The organism is Streptomyces sp. Qhu_M48, from assembly GCF_051305195.1.
GTDB lineage: Bacteria > Actinomycetota > Actinomycetes > Streptomycetales > Streptomycetaceae > Streptomyces.
The window spans coordinates 915,500-938,508 of the sequence record NZ_CP195432.1; the positions used below are offsets into that span (position 1 = coordinate 915,500).

The following is a 23,009-nucleotide window of genomic DNA, read 5'->3' on the forward strand; positions in this document are numbered from 1 at the left end:
GCCCTGAGGGCGGAGGGGGCGGGGCGGCGGGCAGGGCGCGGCGCGCGGAGCGGAGCTGGGCGGGCGCGGGCGGCGACCGGAGCGGGCTGCGGGCACGAAAAAGCCCCCCGCTTCCGCGAGGGGCTCTTCCCGTCTGTGCGCCGCCAGGGACTCGAACCCCGGACCCGCTGATTAAGAGTCAGCTGCTCTAACCAACTGAGCTAGCGGCGCCTGCTGACAGAGAAAATACTACCCGGTCCCGCGGGGTGCTCCCGACCACCCGGCGGCCGGGTCCTCAGATCGCCAGCGAGAGCACCACGGGGGCGGCTCTGCGGTTGAGCGTGTCGGCCGCCGCGCGCAGCCGGTGGGCGTGCTCGATCGGCAGGGAGAGCGCCAGGCAGCCCACGGCGGAGCCCGCCGTCAGCGGGACGGCGGCGCAGACCGTGCCCACCGCGTACTCCTGGAGGTCGAGCACGGGCACGGTGGCGGGCTGGCTGTCCAGCTTGGAGAAGAGGATCCGCTCGTTGGTGATGGTCCGCGAGGTCAGCCGGGCGATCTTGTGCCGGGAGAGGTGGTCCCGCCGCCCGTTCTGGTCGAGCTGGGTGAGCAGGCACTTGCCCACCGCGCTGGCGTGCGCGGCCGAGCGGAAGTCCACCCACTCGTTCACCTTGGGCGTGCGCGGACCGTCGGCGAACTGGGTGATCTTCACCTCGCCGTCGATGTACCGGCTGATGTAGACCGCCGCGCCGACGGAGTCGCGCAGCTCGGTGAGGGTCTCCTGGAGCTTCGCCTCCAGGGCCTCGCGGCGGGTCATGCCGGAACCGAGGAGGACGAGGGAGTCGCCGATCACGTACGCGCCGTCGGCGACCTGCTCGACGTACCCCTCGCGGCGGAGCATGAGGAGCAGGGACGAGAGGTGGGCGACGGGGAGGCCGGCTTCGCGGGCGATCTGGACGTCCGTCACGCCGCCACCGTGCCGCGAGACCGTCTCGAGGACGCGCAAGGCGTATTGCACCGAGTGGAACGGCGCGGTGGGCTCGGGCTTCAGCGCCACGGTTTCCCCCTACCAGGTTGTGACCGCAAGCTTTCGTACCACGATAGCCGCCAAGCACCTTTTGTGGGGCGGCTGTTGGCGAGAATGATGTGGAGTGTCCGGGCCGTACGCTGGGGCGCGCCACTCTGGCATATGCCAAGGTCATGAGTGGTGTGCGGAGCCTCAGGTCAGGGCCGTGCGCGGGGGCTCGCACGCACCCGTCCGTCCGGTGGAGGTCCGAAGATTTTCTACGGCGAAGCGGACGCGGTGACGGCCCGACCGGTGGCCGAGAACCGCCGGAATAAACGGAGCCCCCCTCCTGTTGTTGCTCTGACGTAGCCGAGTCGTGAGTTCGTACGTGTGCCGAGGAGGGTCCCGAAGGTGAGCGACGCTATTCGAGGAGAGGCGCGGGGTTCCGCGCCCGTGCCGCTGTCCGTGCTGGACCTGGTGACCGTCGGCGGCGGCAGCACCGCGACCCGGGCGCTCGCCACCAGCGTGGAGCTGAGCAGGCTCGCCGAGCGGCGTGGCTTCCACCGGCACTGGGTGGCCGAACACCACTCGATGCCCGGCGTCGCCTCCTCGTCGCCGGCGGTGATCCTCGCCCACCTCGCCGCCCACACCAAGCGCATCCGCCTCGGCTCGGGCGGCGTCATGCTGCCCAACCACGCCCCGCTCGTCATCGCCGAGCAGTTCGGCACCCTGGAGGCCTTCGCCCCGGGCCGGATCGACCTCGGTCTCGGGCGCGCGCCCGGCACCGACGGGGCCACGGCCGCCGCCCTGCGCCGCACCGACCGGCTCAACGAGGGCGCGGACGACTTCCCGGAGCAGCTCGCCGAGCTGACCCGGTTCCTGGACGACGACTTCCCGGACGGCCATCCGTACGCCCGGATCCACGCCGTGCCCGGTCCGGTGCAGGGCCCGAAGGGCCGCCCGCCGGTCTGGCTGCTCGGCTCCTCCGGCTTCAGTGCCCGCCTCGCCGGTCTGCTCGGGCTGCCCTTCGCCTTCGCCCACCACTTCTCGGCCAGGAACACCATCCCGGCGCTCGATCTCTACCGGGACTCCTTCCGGCCCTCGGAGCACCTCGACGCCCCCTACGCGATGATCGGCGTCTCTGCGTTCGCCGCCGACGAGGCGGAGCAGGCCCGTCGCCAGGTCCTCGCCGGCGCCCTCGCGATGCTGCGGCTGCGCACGGGCCGGCCGGGTCTCGTGCCGACGCCGGAGGAGGCGGAGGCGTACGGATTCAGCTCCGCCGAGCGGGAGTTCGTCGACGGCTGGCTCGCGAACATCGTGTACGGCACCCCGGACGAGGTCCGTACGGGCCTGGACGACCTGCGGAAGCGGACGGGCGCGGACGAGCTGATGATCACGGCGAACGCGCACGGCGGGGAGGCCCGGCTGCGGAGCTACGAGCTCATCGCGGACGCGTACGAACTCCCGGAGCTGCCTGAGGCCTAGGGCTTGCTCTCGGATCAGGCAGGGCCCGCTCTCGGATCAGGCGGGGCTCGCGGGGCCCGATCCGAAGACGGGCCCGAGCGAGGGTCCGGAGCGTGCCGGCGAACCGGGGGGACGCGTTCCGCACCGGCGACGGCCGGGTAAAAACCCTGGTTCTCGGCGGCGGTTGGTTCATCGCCGAACCACCCCCGCGCCTCCCCTAAGTGAACCTTAAACCGCTCGTCACCGATGGTGGCGGGCGGTTCCGCTTTGTGCTGCACCTCCCTGACAAGGCCTTTCTTCCTCGAATTGGTCTAGTCCTCAATCTGGTTCAGACCATTGACGCGCTGTTCACCCGCCGGTTATCACTGCTCCAGCTCCTGTACGGCACCACCCCCGCACTCCCCCCGATGGAGGCCGCACGTGCACCCCCGTAAGCCATTGATCGCCGCGCTCCTCAGCTCGGCCCTCGCCGCCGGCGCCCTCGCGGCGACCGTAGGCCTCGGCTCCGCCCAGGCGGCCGACACGACGACCACTGCCTCCGCGGGCAACGTGCGCATCGCGTACTACGACCAGTGGAGCGTCTACGGCAACGCGTTCTACCCCAAGCACCTCGACACCCGGGGCATCGCGGGCCAGCTGGACGTCATCAACTACTCGTTCGGCAACATCCACCCCACCAACCTCACCTGTTTCATGGCCAACAAGGCCGCGGGCGACGACAACAACCCCAACGCGGGTGACGGTGCGGGCGACTCGTACGCCGACTACCAGAAGTCCTTCAGCGCGGCGGACAGCGTCGACGGCGTCGCCGACAAGTGGGACCAGCCGATCGTGGGCGTCTTCAACCAGTTCAAGGAGCTGAAGGCGAAGTACCCCCAGCTGAAGATCAACATCTCCCTGGGCGGCTGGACCTACTCCAAGTACTTCCACGACGCGGCGAAGACGGACGCGAGCCGCAAGAAGCTCGTCTCGTCCTGCATCGACCAGTACATCAAGGGCAACCTGCCCGTCGAGGGCGGCTACGGCGGCGCCGGCACGGCGGCCGGCATCTTCGACGGCATCGACGTCGACTGGGAGTACCCCGGCTCCTCCGGCGGTCACCTGGGCAACCACTACGGCCCCGAGGACAAGCAGAACTTCACCCTCCTCCTCGCCGAGTTCCGCAAGCAGCTCGACGCGTACGGCGCGGCCAACGGCGGCAAGAAGTACCTGCTGACCTCGGCCCTCCCGGCCGGCCAGGACAAGATCAAGTACATCGAGACCGACAAGATCGGCCAGTACTTGGACTACGCCAACATCATGACGTACGACATGCACGGCGCCTGGGACGGCGACGGGCCGACGTACCACCAGTCCCCGCTGTACCCCTCGCCGAACGACCCGACCGACGTGATCGCGCCGGGCACCGAGAAGTACAGCATCGACTCCGCCATCGACTCCTGGATCGACGGCAACCCGGCCTACGGCATCGCCGGCGGCTTCCCCGCCAACAAGCTGACCCTGGGCTACGAGTTCTACTACCGCGGCTGGAAGGGCGTCCCGGCCGGGACCACCAACGGCCTCGCGCAGACCGCCACCGGCGGCTCAGGCGCCCGCCCGCTCAGCCAGCAGGCCGGCATCGCGCACTACAAGGAGCTCGGCGGCATCGTCGACAACGCGTCGACGACCTTCTGGGACGACCAGTCGAAGTCCTCGTACTTCTACAAGGACGGCGAGTTCTTCACCGGCCTCAACCAGAAGTCCATCCAGGCCCGGGTGGACTACGGCAAGCAGCGCGGCCTGGCCGGCGCGATGATGTACTCGCTCCTCGGCCTGGACAACAACGCCACCCTGCTGACCCAGATCAACACCGCGCTCGGCGGCACCACCACCCCGCCCACCACCCCGCCCACCACGCCGCCGACGACGCCCCCGACCACCCCGCCCACCACGCCTCCGACGACCCCGCCCACGGGCTGCGGCTCGCTCCCGGCGTACGCGGCCGGCACGGTCTACAACGCGGGCAACGAGGTCTCCCACAACGGCCGCAAGTACAAGGCCCAGTGGTGGACCCAGAACGAGACGCCGGGCACGACCGGCGAGTGGGGCGTCTGGAAGGACCTCGGCGCCTGCTGAGTGCCCGACCCGCTGACCCGCTGAACCCCTCATGAACCGCTGCCCCCGCCCGGAATGTCCCTCCGGCCGGGGGCAGTTCCATGTCCGCCGGACCATGCCGGCCCCTGGCCCCGACGGGGCGGGACAGGGTCAGCTGGCGCCTCAGACCGGCAGCGGCGCCGTCCCGATCAGCTCGGCGATCCGGTCCGGTGCCACCGCCCGCGAGTACAGCCAGCCCTGTCCCGTGTCACAGCCGATCCGGCGCAGCCGGCTCGCCTGTCCCGAGGTCTCGACGCACTCGGCGGTGACCGTGAGCCCCAGCCGGTGCGCGAGTTGCACCAGGGCCTCGACGATCAGCTCGTCCGCCGGGTTGGCGTGCTCCTCGTCCTGGAAGCCGCGGACGAAGGAGCCGTCGAGCTTGAGCACCGAGACCGGCAGCCGGCTCAGATAGGCCAGGTTCGAGTAACCGGTGCCGAAGTCGTCGATCGCGATCCGCACGCCCATGTCGCTCAGCGCCTGGAGCGCCTGGAGCGGCCGTCCGGCCGAGCCCATCACGGCGGACTCGGTCAGCTCCAACTGGAGCAGGTGCGGGGCGAGACCCGTCTCGGCGAGGATGCCGGCCACGTCCGCGACCAGGTCGGAGTCCCAGACCTGGCGGACCGCCACGTTGACGCTCACGAAGATCGGGCGTTCGCGCGGATGGTCCTTCTGCCACTGCCGGGCCTGACGGCAGGCCGTGCGCAGCACCCACCGGCCCAGCTCCACGATGGAGCCGTCCTCCTCGGCGATCCCGATGAACCGATTCGGCGGGAGGGAGCCGAACTGCGGGTGGTTCCAGCGCACCAGCGCCTCCACCCCGCGCACCGCCCCGTCCGTCAGATCCACGAGGGGCTGGTACTCCAGGGCGAACTCCCCGCGCTCCACGGCCGGCCGCAGGGTGGAGGAGAGCGCCTGACGGGTCATCCGGTGCGCGTTGCGCTCCGGGTCGAAGAGCGTCCAGCGGGCCTTGCCGTCGGCCTTCGCCCAGTACAGCGTGGTGTCCGCGGCCTGCATCAGGGCGGTCGCCGTCGTCCCGTGCCCGGAGCGTTCGACCACGCCGATCGAGGCGGAGACCGCCAGCCGCTGACCGGCCAGGTCGAAGGGGAGCTGGAGCGCGCACAGCACCGAGCGGGCCAGGTCGGCGAGTTGCTCGGTGCCGGTGGAGTCCTCGACCAGGATCGCGAACTCGTCCCCGCCGAGCCGCGCCACGAGGTGTCCGCCGCTCCGGGTGTAGCCGTCGCTGTCCGCGCACTCCGTGAGCCGCGCGGCGACGGCGGCGAGCAGCCGGTCGCCGACCCGGTGGCCGAGGGTGTCGTTGACGGCCTTGAAGCCGTCGAGATCGAGGTAGCAGAGACCGATCCGCCCTGTTCTGCCATACCCGTACGACTCGTACGAAGAGCTGACCGCCTCCGTCGCGTCGGCGTCGTCCCCGCACCCGGCGTCCTGGGCGGAGCTCTCCAGGGCCGCCGAGAGGCGTTCGAAGAAGAGTGCGCGGTTGGGCAGCCGGGTCACCGGGTCGTGCATCTGGAGGTGGCGCAGCCGTGCCTGGAGCTCGCGCCGGTCGCTGATGTCCGCGATCGACAGCAGGACGCGCCGGCTGTCGGGGACGGGCGCGACGGTGACCTCGGCCCACAGCGAGCGCCCGTCGGGGTGCTTGAGGCGGCGCGTGCAGCGGAAGCGGGCGTGGCGGCCGCGCAGCACCTCGCGGTACGCGTGCCAGGTCCGCCCGTCGGACGCGAGGTCGACCAGATCGGCGGCGGCCTGGTCCCGGAGCGCCCCGGCCTCGGTGCCGAGGAGGGCGCCGAAGGAGTCGTTGGCCGTGACCACGACGCCGTCCTGGTCGACGACGGCCATGGCGAGCTGGGAGACCCGGAAGGCGGCGTGGTAGTCACGGAGTTCGGCTTGGTGACGCTCCGTGAGCACGGGCTCCGTCGCGTACGTCTCCGGCGGCTCTGGGTGCACCGGTCCTTCGGGGGTTCCGCTCACCGCTCGCTCCCGTAGTGCAGTCGGGCCGGTCACATGTGGTCGGGACGGTCGGCCAAGGAAGAGTGAGCCGATCATAGAGCCCGTGTGGGCGGGCGTTCCAGCTCCGAGCGGCCTCGGGGGAGCGTCCGCGGCTGCGGGACCGCCCGCCGGCGCACCCCGGCCGATCGTTTCTGCGCGGGTCTGACAAGGGTCTGCGACGACATGACCGAATGTGACTTTCCGTGAGCTGAACCGCGCTCGGGTCGCGTCGACCCCGTGGCGCGCCCTCACCCGACCGGGGCAGCGGAAACATGCGAAACGCCGCAAACCGTCACAAGGTGGGTGGGGTATCCCGCATTCCCGATCCGGAGGTCCACGTGAGGGCTCAGCAGCCACCCGGGGGAGTGGAACGCTCACGGCTGCGTGCCGGTGCGGCGGCCTTCACGTCGCTCGCCGCCCTGGCCGCCACCGGGCTCGTCGCCGGCCCCGCCGTCGGCGCGCCGACGGCCGGGCCCTGCGCCCTGCCGCGTACCGCGGCCCACCACTCGCTCGGCCTCGACACCTGGAACAGGTCGTACCCACGCCCCGACCGCACCCTCGACGCGGTGATGGTCTTCCTGTCCTTCCCGGACGCCGAGCCGCTCACCACACCGGCCGAACTCGCCGCCGACCACTTCCCCGCCACCGGCGAGTTCTTCACCCGTGCCTCCTACGGGCGCTTCACCCTGCGCCCGCACCCCCAGCGCGCCTGGACCCCGATGCCCAAGGAGTCCGCCGCGTACGACATACGGCGGGACTGGGACGCCGGCCAGCGCGCCGCCTACCTCCGTGACGCGATCGCCGCCGCCGACGCGGACGTCGACTTCTCCCGGTACGACATCGTCTACCTGGTCGCCGACCCCGACGCGCCCGGCGTGGACTCCGACGCGACCAAGGTCGTCAACCTCGATCGCCCGCTGGAGGTCGACGGCACCGAGATCAGGCGCGTCGTCACCGTCTTCGAGCGGCACCCGCCCGACCGCAACGTCCTCGCCCACGAGACCGGGCACGTCTTCGACCTGCCCGACCTCTACCACCGCCCGGAGGACGGCAAGGGCGACTGGGACACCCATGTGGGTGACTGGGACGTCATGGGCAGCCAGTTCGGGCTCTCCCCGGATCTGTTCGGCTGGCACAAGTGGAAACTCGGCTGGCTCTCCGGCACCCAGGTGACCTGCGTCCAGGGCGCGGAGCCCCGGCTGGTCAGCCTGGAGCCGACCGACGCCCCGCCCACGCCCGGCGGCACCCTCGGCACCCGGCTCGCCGTGGTCCGCACCGGCCCCGACAGCGCCCTCGCCGTCGAGGCCAGGACCGACGCCGGGAACAACGCCGACACCTGCACCGAAGGCGTACTCGTCTACCGGGTCCGGGGCGAGGCGGCCTCCGGCGACGGCCCCGTCGAGGTCGTCGACGCCCATCCGCACACCGAGGCCTGCTGGGACCGCTCGGTCTACCCGCCGCTCGCGGACGCCCCCCTGGAGGAGGGCGAGACCCTCACGGTGCCCGGCACCGGGGTCCGGGTCGAGGTCACCGACCGCACCGGGACGGGCGGCTGGACGGTCAGGATCACCCCGCCCGCCGTCGACTGACGGGAACCGGCACCCGGCCCCTCCCGGAGCCGGCCCGGAACACGAAGAAGCCCCTCGCTTCCGCGAGGGGCTTCCTCTGTCTGTGCGCCGCCAGGGACTCGAACCCCGGACCCGCTGATTAAGAGTCAGCTGCTCTAACCAACTGAGCTAGCGGCGCCTGCTGACGTCGTAGACATTAGCACCCGGATCGGCGGGAGGAAAAATCGATACCCGCACGTCGGCGGCGGAGAACGCCCGGACGGCCCGCACGCAGGCCCAGAGCACGACCTCGGGGCCGGGAAGCCAGGGATTCCGGGTGTCGGGCGCCACCAGCCAGCGGGGCCCGGTGTCGCCGGACGGCACGAGCGGGGGCACGGTCACCGCGTCCCCGACCCCGTGACAGAGCGGCCGGGGGACCGCCTCGCCCCACTCCTCCCAGTCGAGCAGCGCAGGCAGCCGCTGGGCCGTCCCCGGCGCGGCGAACAGCATCATCCGGCCCCGGTGCACGGCGACGGGCCCCGACCCCGGGCCCTCCAGCCACAGCCGGTCCAGCATGCGGCGCCCGAAGACCGGGTCCACGTTGACGACGTCGAAGACCGTCCCGCAGGGCAGCGTCGCCGGGGAGGCCGGCCGGGCCTCCCAGCGGGTGAGCGCGGCCCCGCGGCCACCGGCGGCCGAGGCGAGCCAGGCGGCCCCGTCGGCGGTCACCCGGGCGGTCTGGTGCCGGCCCACGTCGCCCTCCCGGAGGAACCGGAAGATGTCGTGCGGGGTCTCGTCGCGCAGCCACGTCGTCATGGCTCCAGGTCTACCGGGCGTCACCGGCCGGTCGCCGAGTGTTCACGGAATCCCGGACAGGAGGGGAGGGCGAGGAGTATCGTGCACCCCGGCATATGCCAGGGGTGCTTTTTGAGCCAGGACGTGGGGCCGCCCGAAACCGCCCCCACCAGCCCCGCTCACTCCTCCCCGGGCCGCCCGTTCGAACGGATCAGGTCGCGGCCGAACTCGATCATCTTCCGGGCGTAGTCCTCGGTCCACTGCGCCCGCTCGGCGACGTCCGCCGCCGTCAGCCGGTCGAACCGGCGCGGGTCCGCCAGCTGCGCCGCCGCGATCGCCTGGAACTCGGTCGCCCGGTCCGTCGCCGCGCGGAACGCCAGCGTCAGCTCGGTCGCCCGGGACAGCAGCTCCCGCGGATCCTCCAGCGACTCCAGGTCGAAGAAGTGCTCCGGATCGGCGGTCGCCTCGGCAGGCTCGAAGATCAGCGGAGCCGGCCTGAGCCGCCGCTGTCCGCCCCGTTCCGCGGATTCCGCCATCGTCCGTCTCCTCCTCGCACAGGCACGGCCCGGAATCCCGGGCCGGCTTCCATTGTCCCGCGCCCCGCAAGAGCGCGTACCTCCCCCCGTACGCCCCCGGTCCGCCCCCGAGCCCCGGTTTCGGCGCCGGGAGGGCGGCTCAGGGCGTCCAGGCCACCCGGTGCTCCGCCAGATGCGAGAGGACCGCGTGGTTCGCCTCCCAGCCGTCCGGGAACGACACCGCGGCCCCCAGCTGGACCGGCTCCGTCGACGGATGGGCGTCGAGCAGCTCCGCCACCCCCGCGCGGCAGACCACCACGCACGCGTGCCGGTGCCGGGAGGCGAGCACGCACAGCCGGCCCGTCTCCAGATGGAAGGCCGTCGCGTCCGGGCGCCCGGACAGGGGGTGGAGGACGACCGTCACGTCGTACTCGCGGCCCTGCAGCCGGTTCGCGGTGTCCACCGTCACCCCCGTCACGCCGAGCTCCGCGAGCGCCGCCCTGACCGCCGCCGCCTGGTCGCGGTGGGCGGTGCCGACCGCCACCCGGTCGGGCGTCAGCGGTACGGGGGTCTCCGCCCGCTCCGAGACCGCAGCGCCGCCCCGGTCGAGGAGCCTGCGCACCACCAGCGCGACCGCGCCGACCGCCTCGGGGTCGGTCCGCGGGGTGTGCCGGGCCGGCAGTTCGAGCAGGCCCCACCCCGACTCCGCCGCCTCGTCGAGGACCCGGTCGGGACCCGACCCGTCCGACGCCACCGCGAAGGAGAGCTTCCGGTCCCCGTGCCCGGTGCCGCTGCGGAACGGCGTGAACGGATAGAAGGCGTCCGAGACCAGCGGCGCCGCCGAGGCGGGCAGCCGCCAGGACACCGGCAGCCGGTGCTGCGGCAGCTCCGGGTTGTGCGCGAGCAGGGTGGAGACCGCGCTCGCCGACGGGTCGTACGAGAGCCCCGCCCACTGCTCCGCCCCCACCACCGAGAACGGGTCCAGCTGCCCGGGGTCGCCCACGAACAGCGCCCGCTCGAAGAGGCCCGCCACGGCGAGCAGCGCGTCCGAACGCATCTGGTACGCCTCGTCGACGATCGCGTGCGCCCACGGCTCGACGTTCTTCACGTGACCCCACTTGGCGGCCGTGGAGATGACCACGGGCAGCCCGGCCAGCTCACCCGCCTTCGCCGACTTCCGTACGTTCTCCAGGTCGTCGAGCGCCTTGTCGTACGGATCGGAGTCGTTCGAGTGCAGCCGGCCCACCTCCAGCTCCGGCTCCTTCTCGGCGAGCCGCAGCACCAGGTCGTCCACCTGCGCGTTCGTCTGGGCCACCACCATCAGGGGGCGTCCGGCGGCGGCCAGTTCGAGCGCGGCCCGCACCACGAGCGTCGACTTCCCGGCGCCCGGCGGGGAGTCCACGACGACACCCCGGGAGGTGCCGTGCAGGGTGTCCGCGAGGATGGCGGCCGTCGCCCGGCCGGCCTCCGCCGACGGGTCGAAGACCTCCGTCGCGGTATCGGACATCGACCGGCTCACAGCACGTCCTCCGAGGTCACGGCGTCGGGCAGCTCCACCGCGTCCGTACGCGGGGGGCCGCCGTGCGTCCAGGGCGTCTCCTCCGGATCCGGCAGCTGCGGCCCGACCCGCTGGTCGTGCTCGAACAGCGTCCAGGAGATCCGCTCGCCCTTCTCCGGCACCGAACCCTCCGCGGGCTCCTTCGAACGGCCCATCCGGTCGAGGAGCCGCAGCAGCAGCGCCCCGTCCTCCTCGTACCGCACGAACTCCGCCGACTGCGGCTTCCCGTCGAGCGAGCGGAACACCTTCACCCGCTCGCCCAGATGCGGCCGGTCCTCCGTGCGGACCGTCAGGAGCGGACGCGGCGAGGGCCGCTTCGACTCCGTCCACGCCATCGTCACCTCGACCACCTCGGCCGCGAACGCCTCGCCCGCCAGCCGCCGGCCGGCGAGCACCAGCGGATCGTCCAGGGCCTCCTGCGCCTCCAGCTGGCCCTGCGCCTGCTCACGGGCCGCGAGCTTCCGGGCCGCCGTCACCGCGTCGTCCCGGCGCGGCTGCGGCGGCTCACCGGCCGCGACCCGGTCCCGGTGGGCGGTGAACGACCAGCGGTCGCGGGTCCAGCGGTCCTCGACCCTGGCCCCCTCCGGCAGCTCCCGCAGCAGGCCGATCGAGCGCCAGACCGCGTCCCAGGTCGGCCTCAGCTGGGAGACCACCAGCCGGCGCAGCTCCCGCTCGGCCCGGTGCAGTTCGCCGAGACCCGTGTCGGCGGCCTCGCCGTCCTCGGCCGCGCCGAGCGCCTGCCGGGCCCGGTCGTACCGCTCGATCGCGGGGGCGAGGAGCCGGTTGTCGAAGGCGGGGTCGGTGGCGGGCCCGGCGGGCGGGCACAGCAGCTGCCCCTGGGAGTCCCGGCCCGTCTCCGCCCGCAGCGCCGCCTCGGCGCCGGTCTCCCCGTCGGACGGGTCGATCCAGGCGAGCAGCGCGCCCAGGTGCTGGTCCTCCAGGGAGGACTGCCCGGTCGCCCAGTGCCGGTTGAGGAGATCGGTCGCGGAGAGCAGCAGCGAGGAGCCGGGCACCCGCGCCCGGTCGCCGAAGTGGGTCAGCCAGCGCCCGAGCAGCGGCACGCGCGGCGGCGCGGGGAACGGCGTCTCCGGATCCTGCTCGGCCGTCCGCCGGAACCGGGTGGACCGCCCGAGCAGCCGTACGTACTCGACGCCCGCCCGGCTCGGCACGATCAGCTGCGGCGCGTCCGCGCACAGCTCGACCTCGACCCTCACCTTCTTGCCGGTCTCGGGGTCGGTCTCGCTCCTCTCCACCGCCTCGACGACGTCCGTGAAGGAGTCGACGTACGGCAGGACCTCCTCGGCCAGGTCGGCGAGGAACGCGAACCGCAGGTCCCGGTCCCGGGGCTGGGCCACCACCAGGAGCCGGGGCTCCTCCGGGTCGGTGCCGACCAGGGCGCCCAGCGGCGCCCCCGCCTCACCGGCCGTCGTCAGCGGGACGAGGACGAGGGGCCGCGCGGAGAGCCGCCGGTGCCGGACGGTGGCGAGCGGCTGCGCCCGGCCCGACTCGACGGCCTCCAGCCGGGCGAGGGTGGAGATCAGCGACATGCGGGGGCCTCCCGGGGCACGGCGCGGGCAAGGGGGGTCAGCAGGGGCATTCGACGTGCTCCCGGGGGGTGCGGGCGGCCGCCGACTCCAGCGCCTCCTCGCGCAGCGCCCGCGCCCGGCGCAGCGCGGCCACCGCCGGGTCCGCCGGGTCGCCCTCCTCGCCGCGCGAGGCCGCGAGCACCGCGCCGACGGTCGTCAGGCCGCCCAGCTCACCCCGTACGGAACGGCCCAGGGTCTCCACCGCGCCCGCCTCCCGCGCCCGCGACCGGCAGTGGAAGGCCAGCTCGCAGGCGGCGAGGCACTCCGGCGCGTACTGGTGGGGCACCGATTCGACGGCCGCCGTCAGCTCCTGCGCCGACCGCTCCACGTCGAAGCTCGTGCCCTCCGGCAGGGCGTCCGCGATCTCGTCGATGCGGGTCAGCCGGTCGAGCTGGCGGCGGGTGACCGAAAGCTGCTTGCGCACGTCCACGACCGAGGCCGTCGGCACGTTCGAGAAGTCCTTCGGGCAGACGAGGAGCACCGACCGGGCGACCCGCGCGCCCTCCGTGCGGGCGGCCACCCGCTCCAGGGCCAGCACGTACACGGCGGCCTGGCGGGCCGCCGCGCCCACCTTCGACGCGTCGGCCGCGCCGTCGACCATCGGGAAGGACTTGATCTCCACGACCGTCCACCCGCCGTCGGGACGGACGACCACCGCGTCCGGCTCCAGATACACGGGCGAGCCCGCCACCTCCAGGGCGAGCAGCGGATGGTCGAGCAGCGCCCAGCCGCCGGCGCCGGTCGCCTCCCGCAGCGCGAGCGCCGTGCGCGCCACCCGCCCCTCGGGTCCGGCCGCCGCCAGATCCGGCACGGACACCGTGCCCGGCTCCTCGACGCCGATCAGACGCAGCAGCTCCCGGCCGCCGTCCGCCTTGACCTTCGCCTCGAAGGAGTTGCCCCGCACGATCGCGAACTGCGACTGCCCGAAGGGGGCCGGCGAGCCGAGCTTCGCGGCGAGGGCGGACTTGTCGACACCGGCGCCGTCGAGCAGGGCCCGCCGACTGCAGCCGGGGTTGGCGGCCAGCGCCGCCAGCGCCCGCGCGTCCAGCGGACGCGGTGGAGTGCCCGGTCCGCGGAGCTCAGCGAGCTTTCCCCGAGTCCTCGGCTCCGCTCGGGCAGGGGAGACCCCAAGTCGACGTGTCGTCTGCGGAGGTCGTGACAGACCGCTGTCCAGGGATGCGCTCACCCGTGGAAGTCTCGCATCCGCCACTGACAACCGGGGGCGCTTCCGCCCTCCCGCGCAGCCGGCCGACGAACCGCAGGGCGTGCGGGGTCAGCAGCAGACCGGCCCCCATCACGGCCGCGCCGGCGACCGCGTCGAGCAGATAGTGGTTGGCGGTCCCCATCACGACGACCGTGGTGAGCAGCGGATACGCCACCCCGAGGGCCTTCGCCGCCGGCGTCCGCCCGTACCGCCACAGCATCACCCCGCACCACAGCGCCCAGCCGACGTGCAGGCTGGGCATCGCCGCGTACTGGTTGGTCATGCCGCCGAGCCCGCGCGGCGCGCTGGCCTCGCCGCCCCACCAGCCGTACGCGCTGAAGTGGGCCATCGTGTCGGTGAACCCGTACGCCGGGTCGAGCAGCCGGGGCGGGCAGGTGGGCAGCAGGGTGAAGCCGACGAGACCGAGCAGCGTGGAGACCGTCAGCCAGGTGCGGGCGGCCCGGTACTCCGCCGGGCGGCGGCGGAAGAGCCAGATCAGGAGGGCCGGCGTGACGAGGTAGTGCAGCGAGGCGTACGCGAAGTCCGCCGGGACGCCCAGGGCGGGCACGTCCGTGAAGAGCCGGTTCAGCGGGCTCTCGGCGTCGATCCCCAGCGCCCGCTCGACGCGCAGGATCCCGAGCCCGTGGGCGACGGCCGAGGCCTCGTCGCCCCGCACGAGCAGCCGTCCGCCCGAGTAGGCCGCGTACACGACCGCGATCAGCGACAGCTCGGCCCACCAACGCGGCTTGCTCATGCGGAAAAGTCCCCCCAGACGGTCGTGCCCCCGGGGAGGTGACGCGGGGCGCCGCCGCCAGGTTGCCCTGACGTCACCCCGAATCCACGTGGGCGATGATGGGAGAGGCACGTCCGCACCGTGAACCCCTGGAGATCCTTCCCATGGCACCGCGCATCCTGCTCGCCCGGCACGGCCAGACCGAGTGGTCACTTCTCGGCCGGCACACCGGCAGGACCGACATACCCCTGCTCGACGAGGGGCGGCGCGGCGCGAAGCTGCTCGGCGAGCGCCTGCGTCGCGGCCCCTGGCAGGGCCTGCCCGGGGTGGAGGTGCGCACCAGCCCGCTGGTCCGCGCGAGCGAGACGTGCGAGCTCGCCGGCTTCGGCGACCGGGCCGAGCCGTGGGACGCGTTGATGGAGTGGGACTACGGGGCGTACGAGGGGCTGACCCCGGCCCAGATCCAGGACATCCGCCCGGGCTGGCTCATCTGGCGTGACGCGGTCCCGGAGGGCGAGTCCCTCGCCGAGCTGTCGGCCCGTGCCGACGAGGTCGTGAACCGGGTCCGCTCGGGCGACCGTGACGTGCTGGTCTTCGCGCACGGCCACATCCTGCGGTCGATCGGCGCACGCTGGCTCGGCGAGGACGTCTCCTTCGCCTCCCGCGTCCGCCTCGACCCGACGAGCCTGTCGGTCCTCGGCTGGGCGTACGGCGCCCCGGCGGTCGAGCGCTGGAACGACACCGGGCACCTGGAGCAGTAACCGGACACCTGGAGCAGTACCGGGCGCGGGGCGTGCGGTCAGTACGCGGCCAGCATCCGGCGGGTCTCCGCCAGCATCTCGCGGACGCGCGCCGAGGCGATGCCCTCCAGGGAGTCCACCACCCGCCTCGCCTCCGCCGCCGCCTCGTCCGGCCGCCCGGCGTGCGCGAGGTCCTTCGCGAGATGGGCGCGGTAGAGCGCCAGGTTCCGGGCGAAGTGGGGGTTCTGCAGGACCGTGGCCCGGTGGGCGTGCCGGGCGGCCCGGCCCCAGTCGCCCAGGGCCGACCAGCACTGGGCCTCCAGGGCCTCCCGCTCCGGCTCACCGAAGAACGACATCCACTCGGGGTCGCCGTCGGACGGACCCCGGTCGAAGAAGCCGTGGGCGCGGCCGAGCGCCTGCTCGCAGGCCGAACGGTCGCCGAGCCCCGCCCACGCCCCGGCCTCCCGCAGGGCCAGCAGGGAGAGCAGCCGGGCCGAGTCCAGCGGCTGCGCGGCCCGCAGGCCCGCCTGCGCCGCCCGCACCGCCTCGCGGTACCGGCCGGTGTCCCGGGCCAGGAAGGACGTGTTGCAGAAGGCGTGCGCCTCCAGGGCCGCGTTCCCGGACACGCGCGCGGTGGCCAGGGCCTCCGCGTAGTGCGAGCGCGCGTCCTCGTGCCGGCCCGAGTCGTGGGCCAGCCAGCCGACGGAGAGGGAGAGCTCGCCCGCGCCCGCGTGCAGCCGGTCCTCGGTGGAGCGGCGGGTCATGGTCCCCGTGTCGAGCAGCGCGTACGCGGCCCGCAGCGGCTGGGCGGCGACCCTGTAGAGCCCGTCGGCGCCGTGCCGGTCGTCGAGCAGACGGATCTGCCGTACGGCGTCCTCGACGGCCCGGACCTCGGCCTCGCCGATCCGGTGGGTGCCGCGGGGGGCCGGGATCGCGACGGCGGTGCCGCCGAGTCCCAGCGAGGCGGCCGCCAGGGTGGCGGAGCCGCTCGTCATGAATGCGCGACGCAGCACGTCGCTCTCCTCATCGTTCCGGGTCGTGGTGGCGGCGGGGGAAGGAGTCCCGGCCGGGACGGCCCGCCGCCGGCCGCGCACCGACTCCCGCGCGGAGAAGCCCAGGTCGGAGAGGCCCAGACCGGGGAACATATGGAGGAAGACCCGCTCGTACGCGTAGTTGGGGCAGCGGATCTCACCCGCTTCCACGCGCCCGATGTAGCGGGCGTCGCACGCGACCTGTTCGCCGATCTCCCGCGCCGCCCGGCGGACCGCCGCGGCGAACTCCGCCGGCGAGTGCTGTCCGCGGAGCCGGCGGAAGGCGAGATTGGGAACTGCCCGTGACATCGCCATGGCCGAGCCCTCTCCTGTGCTGCCGGTGGTGGTCCGGCAGCACAGGAACGTACCTGCTGTGACCGGATGCCTACGCAGAGTTTTGCTACAAATCGGATATCTCGCCTGGGATCTGCCATGAACTGCCATCCTTTGCGGCGGGAAACCGCCGTAGCCGTTGACGCGTCCGGGCGTTGAACCGTAAGGGAGAGACGGAACGTGTCTCCTCAGGAGCGAGGAGGGGTCCCCATGTCGGAGATCGGTTCGCAGTCGGCCACGTGGCACGCGTCCGCCCCGGAGGCCGACGGGCCCCAGCCCGCCGCCGAGCCCTGGGACCTGGTGACCGTGCCGGTCCGGCAGGGCCTGGAGGCCGTGGACATCCTGCGGCGCGGTGCCGTCCCCGCCGTCGGCCCCGTCGTCCACGACGGCACCTGCGACACCCTGGGCTTCCTCGTCCCGCCGGGCACGGCCGCCGCCTGGGACTTGCCCGGCAGCGCGTGTACGCGGACCTCGGGACGTGGCCTGCGCCTCCCCGAGCTGCCGGAGCTGCCCGAGCCCGCCGGGGACGCGCCCCGCCCCGCCGGCTGGCTGCTGCCCCCGGGGGACACCGACCCGGTCACCGACCCCGTTGTCCTGCGCGAGGCGCTCGGCGAGGCCGCCCGCCTCATCGAGGCGGCCGACGGCTGCCACTGAGGCACCGTTCCGGCCGCCGTCGCGCCCTCCGGTCCGGCCCTGCCCCGGCCGCCGGTCCGGCCCTGCCCCGGCCGCCGGGCGGGCCCCTCCCGGCTGCGCCGATAATGGGTCCGTGGCCAGGAACAAGCAGCGTGACCGGGCGGCGGCGGCCGTCTCCGTCGTCGAGACCGTCGACGGCGGGCTCGCCGAACTCATACCCGACCGGGAGCGCCCGCGCGCCTGGACGCTCCTCATCGACGGAGCCCCGCAGTCCCACGTGGACCTCGACGACCCGGCCCACCTCTCCTTCGAGTACCAGCGGCGCCTCGGCCACATCGCCGACCTCACCGCCCCGCCGAACCGCCCCCTCCAGGTCGTCCACCTCGGCGGCGGCGCCTTCACCCTCGCCCGGTACGTCGCCGCGACCCGGCCCCGCTCCACCCAGCAGATCGTCGAACTCGACGGACTCCTCGTCCAGCTCGTCCGCCGGGAGCTGCCGCTCGACCCCGGCGCCCGGATCCGGGTCCGCTCCACCGACGCCCGCGCCGGGCTCGCCAAGGTCCAGGACGGCTGGGCCGACCTCGTCATCGCCGACGTGTTCAGCGGCGCCCGCACCCCGGCCCATCTGACCAGCACCGAGTTCCTCGCCGAGGTGCGGCGGGCGCTGCGGCCCGGCGGCCTCTACGCGGCCAACCTCGCCGACGGTCCGCCCCTGACCCATCTGCGCGGCCAGATCGCCACGGCCGCCACCGTCTTCCCCGAGCTGGCGCTGACCGCCGACCCGACGGTGCTGCGCGGGCGCCGCTTCGGCAACGCGGTCCTGCTCGCCTCGGACCGCGAGCTGCCGGTGGCCGAGCTGACCCGCCGGGTCGCCACCGATCCGCACCCGGGCCGGGTCGAACACGGCCGTGCGCTCGCCGACTTCGCCGGGGGAGCGGCGCCGGTCACCGACGCGAGCGCCAAGCCCTCACCCGTACCGCCCGCCTCCGCCTTCCGCTGAGCGGGGCGCGGCGCGGCCCTTCCGGACGGCGCGGTCCTCTCGGCCGGCGCGGCCCCTCAGACGGCGCGGCCCCTCAGACGGCGCGGTCCTCGATCTCCACCCGGGGCGCGGTGTCGTGCCAGACGCAGAAGACGGACAGCTCGCGGCCGTCCGCCGTGAACGTGACCCGGATCCACGTCGGCTGCTTCCACACCTGCATCTGCCAGCCGGAGGCCGGGGTGGCCGAGACCAGTTCGGCCGAGGTCTCGCCGAGGTCGAAGGTGACGCGGCCGCCGTCCACCGTCCAGGTCTTCACGTTCGAGCCGGAGTCGGCAGGGGCGGTGGCCGGCGGAGCCTCGGTCGGGGGCTTCGCCGACCGTGACGGCGGCGCCGAGGGGGTGGCCGGGGCCGAACGGCCGCCGCTCGGCGTGGGCTTCGTGGTGGGGGTCGCGGAGGGCGCGGTGGTCCCGGGACTCCGGGTCGAGGAGGTCAGCGGATCGCTGCCGGCCGCGACCGGTTCGCCGGCGCTGCCGACGGGCAGGGGCAGCGCGCGCGGAGGGTCGTACACGGTTCCGGACAGCACCGTGTGCACTCCCCACCAGGACAGGGTGACCGCCGCGCCGGTGGCGAGCGACCAGGCCAGGGCGTGAACGAGTCCTCTTCGCATCCGGGCCATACTGCACCACCCCGAGTGGACCCCCGCCGGAGGGTGGTCGATCCTTCGCATTCCCCCGAATGGCGTACGGTGCGGCCCATGGCAAGTGTGCTCGTGGTCGAGGACGACCAGTTCGTGCGCTCCGCCCTCATCCGCCATCTGACCGAACTCACTACGGAATCCCACACCGTACGGAGTGTCGGCACGGCTCTGGAGGCGTTGCGCGAGGTCGCCCATTTCCGTTTCGACGTGGTCATCCTGGACCTCGGACTGCCCGACCTGGACGGGTCAGAGGCGCTCAAGATGCTGCGCGGCATCACCGACGTACCGGTGATCATCGCGACGGCCCGGGACGACGAGGCGGAGATCGTACGGCTCCTCCACGCCGGAGCCGACGACTACCTCGTGAAGCCGTTCTCGGTCGACCACCTCTCGGCCCGGATGGCGGCCGTCCTGCGCCGGGCGCGGAGCTCGGCGGGCGAGGTGCCGCCGTCCCGGGTGATCCGGGTCGGCGGGCTGACCGTCGACCCGCTGCGCCGTCAGGCGGAGCTGGACGGCGCCCCGCTGGACCTGACCCGGCGCGAGTTCGACCTGCTCGCCTTCCTCGCCGGCCGGCCCGGTGTCGTCGTCCCCCGCAAGGAGCTGCTCGCCGAGGTGTGGCAGCAGTCGTACGGGGACGACCAGACCATCGACGTACATCTGTCATGGCTGCGACGTAAATTGGGTGAAACGGCCGCCAGGCCCCGCTATCTGCACACCCTGCGCGGGGTCGGCGTGAAGCTGGAACCGCCCCGGGAGCCGCAGCCGTGAGATGGGCGCTCGTCAAGGTGGCGCTCGCCGTCACCGTCATGGTCGTCGTCGCCTTCGCCGTACCCCTCGGACTCGTCGTCAAGGAGATGGCCCGCGACCGGGCGTTCTCCAACGCCGAACGGCGGGCCGCCGGCCTCGCCCCCGTCCTCGCCATCACCACCGACCGCGACGAGCTGGACAAGGCCGTCGCCACCACGGAGGACGGGGCCGCCGGGCGGCTCGCCGTCCACGTGCCCGCCGAGGAACCCGGCTCCGCGCCCCTGGAGATCGGCACCCGGCGGGCCGGCGAGGAGGGGCTCGCGGCCACCCGCAGGCTCGGCCGGGCCTCCATCGCCGAAGTGCCGGGCGGCTTCGCGCTGCTCCAGCCCACCGCCCTCAGCAGCGGCGAGGTCGCCGTCGTCGAACTCTTCGTCCCCGAGGGCGAGGTGTCCAACGGCGTCGCCACGGCCTGGCTGGTCCTCGCCGGGGTCGGATTCGCCCTGATCGTCGGCTCCGTCGCCGTCGCCGACCGGCTCGGCGTCCGGATGGTCCAGCCCGCCCAGCGGCTCGCGGGCGCCGCCCACGACCTCGGCGAGGGCCGGCTCGGCGCTCGGGTCCCAGAGGAGGGGCCGCCCGAACTCAAGTCGGCCGCCGTGGCGTTCAACTCGATGGCCGACCAGGTCGTCCAACTCCTCGCCAACGAACGCGAACTGGCCGCCGACCTCTCCCACCGGCTGCGCACCCCGCTCACCGTGCTCCGGCTCAACGCGGCCTCACTCGGTTCCGGTCCGGTCGCCGAGCAGACCCGGGCGGCCGTCGAGCAGCTGGAGCGCGAGGTCGACATCATCATCCGCACGGCCCGCGACGCGAAGCCGCAGACGCAGGCGACCGGACCCGGCGCGGGCTGCGACGCCGCCGAAGTGGTGCGCGAGCGGATGGAGTTCTGGTCGGCGCTCGCCGAGGACGAGGGCCGCCGGGTCCGCGTCGCGGGCGTCGAGCGCCCGGTCCGGATCCCCGTCGCCCGGCCCGAACTCGTCGCCGCCCTGGACGCGTTGCTCGGCAACGTCTTCCGGCACACCCCCGAGGGCACGGCCTTCTCGATCGACGTCCACAACGGCGACGACGCCGTGATCGTCCTGGTCTCCGACGCGGGCCCCGGCATCGCCGATCCCGCCGCCGCCCTCGCCAGGGGCAACAGCGGTGCCAGGGACGGCTCCACCGGCCTCGGCCTGGACATCGTGCGGCGGATGGCGGAGGTCACCGGCGGCGACGTCCGCATCGGGCACTCGGTGCTCGGCGGCACCGAGGTCCGGATCTGGATCGGGCTCGACGGGCGCCGCACCGGGAGTACGGCCGGCCGCCGGGGCCACCGCCCGACCCGCCGCCGGCGCGGGGGCACGGGCACCCGCCGGGCCACCGACGGCTGACGCCGCGCCGCCCGGCGGGCACGCCGGGCAGGCGCGTCGGCGGGGTACGCCGATGGGGTGCCCCGCACCGACCGGCGCCCGCCCCGCACCAACCGCCACCCGACCGGCGCCCGCCCCGCGCCCGACCGGCGCGACCGGCCCCCAACCTTTCGTGGTTCCGATGTCTTCCTTAAGTGGAGCCTAAGGATCCCCGCCCGTGTCCACGGACGCCGTTATGTCCGTTCCCCGGTCGCTAGCGTGCTGCCGCACCCCCACTTCCGGCACGTAGAGGCAGGCACGCCATGGGCACCAGTTCGCACCGGCGCAGAGCGAGCACCAGGACCAAGGTCGTCGGGGCGGTCGTCGCCGCCGCCGTCGTCGGCGGCGCCGCGTTCGCCCTCACCGGTACGGCCCAGGCCGCCGCGGTCGGCGCCGCGTACACCAGGACCAGCTCCTGGACCGGTGGCTACACCGGCCAGTACGTCGTCACCAACGAGACCTCCGCGGCCCAGTCCGACTGGACCCTGGAGTTCGACCTCCCGGCCGGGACGACCATCGGCTCCCTCTGGAACGGCGAGCACACCGTCTCGGGGCGCCACGTCACCGTGAAGCCCGCGAGCTGGAACAGGCAGCTGGCGCCCGGCGGCTCGGTCACCGTCGGCTTCGTCACCTCGGCGGCGGGAGAGGCCGGCGACCCGTCCGGCTGCCTGATCAACAAGGCGGCCTGCTCCGCCGGAGGCACCGCCCCCACCCCCAGCGGCCGTCCCACCGACCCGCCCACCGCCACCGCCTCCCCCTCGGCCACCGCGACCCCGAAGCCGACCGCCACGGCCACTACGAGCCCCAGGCCGACCGCCACCGCGACCACGGCGCCGCCCACCCCCACACCGACACCCACCGCGACCGCGACCGGCGGCCCGGTCACGGCCGCCCGGTACGCGCCGTACGTGGACACCTCGCTCTACCCGGCGTACGACCTGCTGGCCACCGCCGACGCCACCGGCGTGAAGGAGTTCAACCTCGCCTTCATCACCTCCGGCGGCGCGTGCGCCCCGCTGTGGGGCGGCGTCACCGACCTCGCCAACGACAAGGTCGCCGCCCAGATCGGCGCCCTGCGCGCCAAGGGCGGTGACGTCCGGGTCTCCTTCGGCGGCGCCGCCGGCCACGAGCTGGCCCTGAACTGCTCGTCCTCCTCGGCGCTCGCCGCCGCGTACGGCAAGGTCGTCGACCAGTACAAGCTCACCAAGGTCGACTTCGACGTCGAGGGCGCGGCCCTCCCGGACACCGCCGCCAACACCCGCCGCTCGCAGGCGATCGCCCAGCTCCAGAAGTCCCACCCCGGCCTGAACGTCTCCTTCACTCTGCCCGTCATGCCCGAGGGCCTGACCCAGCCCGGCGTGGACCTGCTCGCCGACGCCAAGAGGAACGGGGTCCGCGTCGACGCCGTCAACATCATGGCGATGGACTACGGGCCGGCGTACAGCTCCGACATGGGGACGTACGCGATCCAGGCGGCGACCGCGACCCAGGCGCAGATCAAGGGCGTCCTCGGACTCTCCGACGCGGCGGCCTGGAAGGCCGTCGCCGTCACACCGATGATCGGCGTCAACGACGTCACCACCGAGATCTTCAAGGTCGACGACGCGACCCAGCTCGTCGACTTCGCGCGGTCGAAGGGGATCGGCTGGCTCTCGATGTGGTCCTCGACCCGTGACAAGCAGTGCCCGGACGGCGCCGTGAACCGCGCCGACGCCACCTGCTCCTCGATCCTCCAGCAGCCGCTGGCCTTCACGAAGGCCTTCGCCGCCTACAAGTAGGCCCGCCCTCCCCGTAGCCCCCGCAAGCCATCGCGCCCCCCACACGCGCGCCCCGGCCGACGACACCCCACCCCCCCTCGGCCGGGGCGCGCCCCCTTTCCCCGC

At 73.7% G+C, this 23,009-nt stretch carries 19 protein-coding genes and 2 tRNA genes; 9 read left to right on the plus strand and 12 right to left on the minus strand.

Annotated features, from left to right (window positions below):
• Nucleotides 1-136: 136 nt before the first annotated feature.
• Both ACRRSS_RS04455 and ACRRSS_RS04460 read right to left on the minus strand, forming a co-directional pair.
• Nucleotides 137-210: transfer RNA gene (locus tag ACRRSS_RS04455), tRNA-Lys, on the minus strand.
• Between the two features lie 64 nt (nt 211-274).
• Nucleotides 275-1,033, minus strand: coding sequence for an IclR family transcriptional regulator (locus ACRRSS_RS04460; RefSeq protein ID WP_435969907.1), 759 nt, complete (start codon nt 1,031-1,033; stop codon nt 275-277).
• 360 nt (nt 1,034-1,393) lie between these two features.
• On the opposite strand from ACRRSS_RS04460, the gene ACRRSS_RS04465 reads away from it, so the two are divergent.
• Both ACRRSS_RS04465 and ACRRSS_RS04470 read left to right on the plus strand, forming a co-directional pair.
• Entirely contained in the window at nt 1,394-2,467 is a 1,074-nt protein-coding gene (locus ACRRSS_RS04465) for an LLM class flavin-dependent oxidoreductase (protein WP_435969908.1), read from the plus strand.
• A 399-nt stretch (nt 2,468-2,866) separates the two neighbouring features.
• Nucleotides 2,867-4,561: a glycosyl hydrolase family 18 protein gene (locus ACRRSS_RS04470; RefSeq protein WP_435969909.1), complete on the plus strand. Its 1,695-nt coding sequence runs from the start codon at nt 2,867-2,869 to the stop codon at nt 4,559-4,561.
• 141 nt (nt 4,562-4,702) lie between these two features.
• Here ACRRSS_RS04470 and ACRRSS_RS04475 read toward each other — a convergent pair whose 3' ends face one another.
• The gene (locus tag ACRRSS_RS04475) at nt 4,703-6,565 is read right to left on the minus strand and encodes a putative bifunctional diguanylate cyclase/phosphodiesterase (protein ID WP_435969910.1); all 1,863 of its coding nucleotides are present in this window, start codon (nt 6,563-6,565) and stop codon (nt 4,703-4,705) included.
• A gap of 356 nt (nt 6,566-6,921) precedes the next feature.
• On the opposite strand from ACRRSS_RS04475, the gene ACRRSS_RS04480 reads away from it, so the two are divergent.
• Nucleotides 6,922-8,172, plus strand: a complete 1,251-nt coding sequence (locus ACRRSS_RS04480; RefSeq protein ID WP_435969911.1) for a M6 family metalloprotease domain-containing protein — start codon at nt 6,922-6,924, stop codon at nt 8,170-8,172.
• Nucleotides 8,173-8,255: 83 nt separating this feature from the next.
• On the opposite strand, the gene ACRRSS_RS04485 is transcribed toward ACRRSS_RS04480, so the two are convergent.
• The 7 genes from ACRRSS_RS04485 to ACRRSS_RS04515 form a co-directional block, all read right to left on the minus strand.
• Nucleotides 8,256-8,329, minus strand: a tRNA-Lys gene (locus ACRRSS_RS04485).
• On the minus strand, nt 8,320-8,946 hold the full coding sequence (locus ACRRSS_RS04490) for a hypothetical protein (RefSeq protein WP_435969912.1): 627 nt from the start codon (nt 8,944-8,946) through the stop codon (nt 8,320-8,322). Before ACRRSS_RS04490 ends, ACRRSS_RS04485 begins: the two co-directional genes overlap by 10 nt.
• Before the next feature lie 158 nt (nt 8,947-9,104).
• The gene (locus ACRRSS_RS04495; RefSeq protein ID WP_435969913.1) at nt 9,105-9,461 is read right to left on the minus strand and encodes a hypothetical protein; all 357 of its coding nucleotides are present in this window, start codon (nt 9,459-9,461) and stop codon (nt 9,105-9,107) included.
• 139 nt (nt 9,462-9,600) lie between these two features.
• Entirely contained in the window at nt 9,601-10,947 is a 1,347-nt protein-coding gene (locus ACRRSS_RS04500) for an AAA family ATPase (protein ID WP_435969914.1), read from the minus strand.
• Between the two features lie 8 nt (nt 10,948-10,955).
• The gene (locus tag ACRRSS_RS04505) at nt 10,956-12,545 is read right to left on the minus strand and encodes a hypothetical protein (RefSeq protein ID WP_435969915.1); all 1,590 of its coding nucleotides are present in this window, start codon (nt 12,543-12,545) and stop codon (nt 10,956-10,958) included.
• A 37-nt stretch (nt 12,546-12,582) separates the two neighbouring features.
• Nucleotides 12,583-13,770 carry a hypothetical protein gene (locus ACRRSS_RS04510; protein WP_435969916.1) on the minus strand — a complete coding sequence of 396 codons (1,188 nt, stop codon included), beginning with the start codon at nt 13,768-13,770 and terminating at the stop codon, nt 12,583-12,585.
• Nucleotides 13,664-14,542: a phosphatase PAP2 family protein gene (locus tag ACRRSS_RS04515; RefSeq protein WP_435969917.1), complete on the minus strand. Its 879-nt coding sequence runs from the start codon at nt 14,540-14,542 to the stop codon at nt 13,664-13,666. Before ACRRSS_RS04515 ends, ACRRSS_RS04510 begins: the two co-directional genes overlap by 107 nt.
• A gap of 143 nt (nt 14,543-14,685) precedes the next feature.
• Between ACRRSS_RS04515 and ACRRSS_RS04520 the strand changes: the two genes are divergently transcribed.
• Nucleotides 14,686-15,282: a histidine phosphatase family protein gene (locus ACRRSS_RS04520; RefSeq protein WP_435969918.1), complete on the plus strand. Its 597-nt coding sequence runs from the start codon at nt 14,686-14,688 to the stop codon at nt 15,280-15,282.
• 38 nt (nt 15,283-15,320) lie between these two features.
• Here the strand turns inward: ACRRSS_RS04520 and ACRRSS_RS04525 are convergent, their stop codons facing one another.
• Entirely contained in the window at nt 15,321-16,607 is a 1,287-nt protein-coding gene (locus tag ACRRSS_RS04525; RefSeq protein WP_435969919.1) for a tetratricopeptide repeat protein, read from the minus strand.
• Nucleotides 16,608-16,835: 228 nt separating this feature from the next.
• On the opposite strand from ACRRSS_RS04525, the gene ACRRSS_RS04530 reads away from it, so the two are divergent.
• Entirely contained in the window at nt 16,836-17,279 is a 444-nt protein-coding gene (locus tag ACRRSS_RS04530) for a hypothetical protein (protein ID WP_435969920.1), read from the plus strand.
• A 112-nt stretch (nt 17,280-17,391) separates the two neighbouring features.
• Nucleotides 17,392-18,258: a spermidine synthase gene (locus tag ACRRSS_RS04535; protein ID WP_435969921.1), complete on the plus strand. Its 867-nt coding sequence runs from the start codon at nt 17,392-17,394 to the stop codon at nt 18,256-18,258.
• Between the two features lie 73 nt (nt 18,259-18,331).
• Here ACRRSS_RS04535 and ACRRSS_RS04540 read toward each other — a convergent pair whose 3' ends face one another.
• Nucleotides 18,332-18,913: a hypothetical protein gene (locus ACRRSS_RS04540; RefSeq protein ID WP_435969922.1), complete on the minus strand. Its 582-nt coding sequence runs from the start codon at nt 18,911-18,913 to the stop codon at nt 18,332-18,334.
• A gap of 78 nt (nt 18,914-18,991) precedes the next feature.
• On the opposite strand from ACRRSS_RS04540, the gene ACRRSS_RS04545 reads away from it, so the two are divergent.
• The 3 genes from ACRRSS_RS04545 to ACRRSS_RS04555 all read left to right on the plus strand — a co-directional run bounded on the left by ACRRSS_RS04545 (nt 18,992) and on the right by ACRRSS_RS04555 (nt 22,904).
• Nucleotides 18,992-19,702 (plus strand): response regulator transcription factor, encoded by a 711-nt coding sequence (locus ACRRSS_RS04545; RefSeq protein ID WP_435969923.1) that lies wholly within the window; start codon nt 18,992-18,994, stop codon nt 19,700-19,702.
• On the plus strand, nt 19,699-21,108 hold the full coding sequence (locus ACRRSS_RS04550) for an ATP-binding protein (RefSeq protein WP_435969924.1): 1,410 nt from the start codon (nt 19,699-19,701) through the stop codon (nt 21,106-21,108). Before ACRRSS_RS04545 ends, ACRRSS_RS04550 begins: the two co-directional genes overlap by 4 nt.
• A 281-nt stretch (nt 21,109-21,389) precedes the next feature.
• Nucleotides 21,390-22,904, plus strand: a complete 1,515-nt coding sequence (locus ACRRSS_RS04555; RefSeq protein ID WP_435969925.1) for a glycoside hydrolase family 18 protein — start codon at nt 21,390-21,392, stop codon at nt 22,902-22,904.
• Nucleotides 22,905-23,009 lie beyond the last annotated feature (105 nt).

What these genes read in the sequence shown, in the direction of transcription:
- ACRRSS_RS04520 (WP_435969918.1), top strand. Translation starts at nt 14,686, where the DNA reads ATGGCACCGCGCATCCTGCTCGCCCGGCACGGCCAGACCGAGTGGTCA.
- ACRRSS_RS04490 (WP_435969912.1), bottom strand. Translation starts at nt 8,946, where the DNA reads ATGACGACGTGGCTGCGCGACGAGACCCCGCACGACATCTTCCGGTTC.
- ACRRSS_RS04545 (WP_435969923.1), top strand. Translation starts at nt 18,992, where the DNA reads ATGGCAAGTGTGCTCGTGGTCGAGGACGACCAGTTCGTGCGCTCCGCC.
- ACRRSS_RS04540 (WP_435969922.1), bottom strand. Translation starts at nt 18,913, where the DNA reads ATGGCCCGGATGCGAAGAGGACTCGTTCACGCCCTGGCCTGGTCGCTC.
- ACRRSS_RS04525 (WP_435969919.1), bottom strand. Translation starts at nt 16,607, where the DNA reads ATGGCGATGTCACGGGCAGTTCCCAATCTCGCCTTCCGCCGGCTCCGC.
- ACRRSS_RS04515 (WP_435969917.1), bottom strand. Translation starts at nt 14,542, where the DNA reads ATGAGCAAGCCGCGTTGGTGGGCCGAGCTGTCGCTGATCGCGGTCGTG.
- ACRRSS_RS04495 (WP_435969913.1), bottom strand. Translation starts at nt 9,461, where the DNA reads ATGGCGGAATCCGCGGAACGGGGCGGACAGCGGCGGCTCAGGCCGGCT.
- ACRRSS_RS04505 (WP_435969915.1), bottom strand. Translation starts at nt 12,545, where the DNA reads ATGTCGCTGATCTCCACCCTCGCCCGGCTGGAGGCCGTCGAGTCGGGC.
- ACRRSS_RS04530 (WP_435969920.1), top strand. Translation starts at nt 16,836, where the DNA reads ATGTCGGAGATCGGTTCGCAGTCGGCCACGTGGCACGCGTCCGCCCCG.
- ACRRSS_RS04500 (WP_435969914.1), bottom strand. Translation starts at nt 10,947, where the DNA reads ATGTCCGATACCGCGACGGAGGTCTTCGACCCGTCGGCGGAGGCCGGC.
- ACRRSS_RS04555 (WP_435969925.1), top strand. Translation starts at nt 21,390, where the DNA reads ATGGGCACCAGTTCGCACCGGCGCAGAGCGAGCACCAGGACCAAGGTC.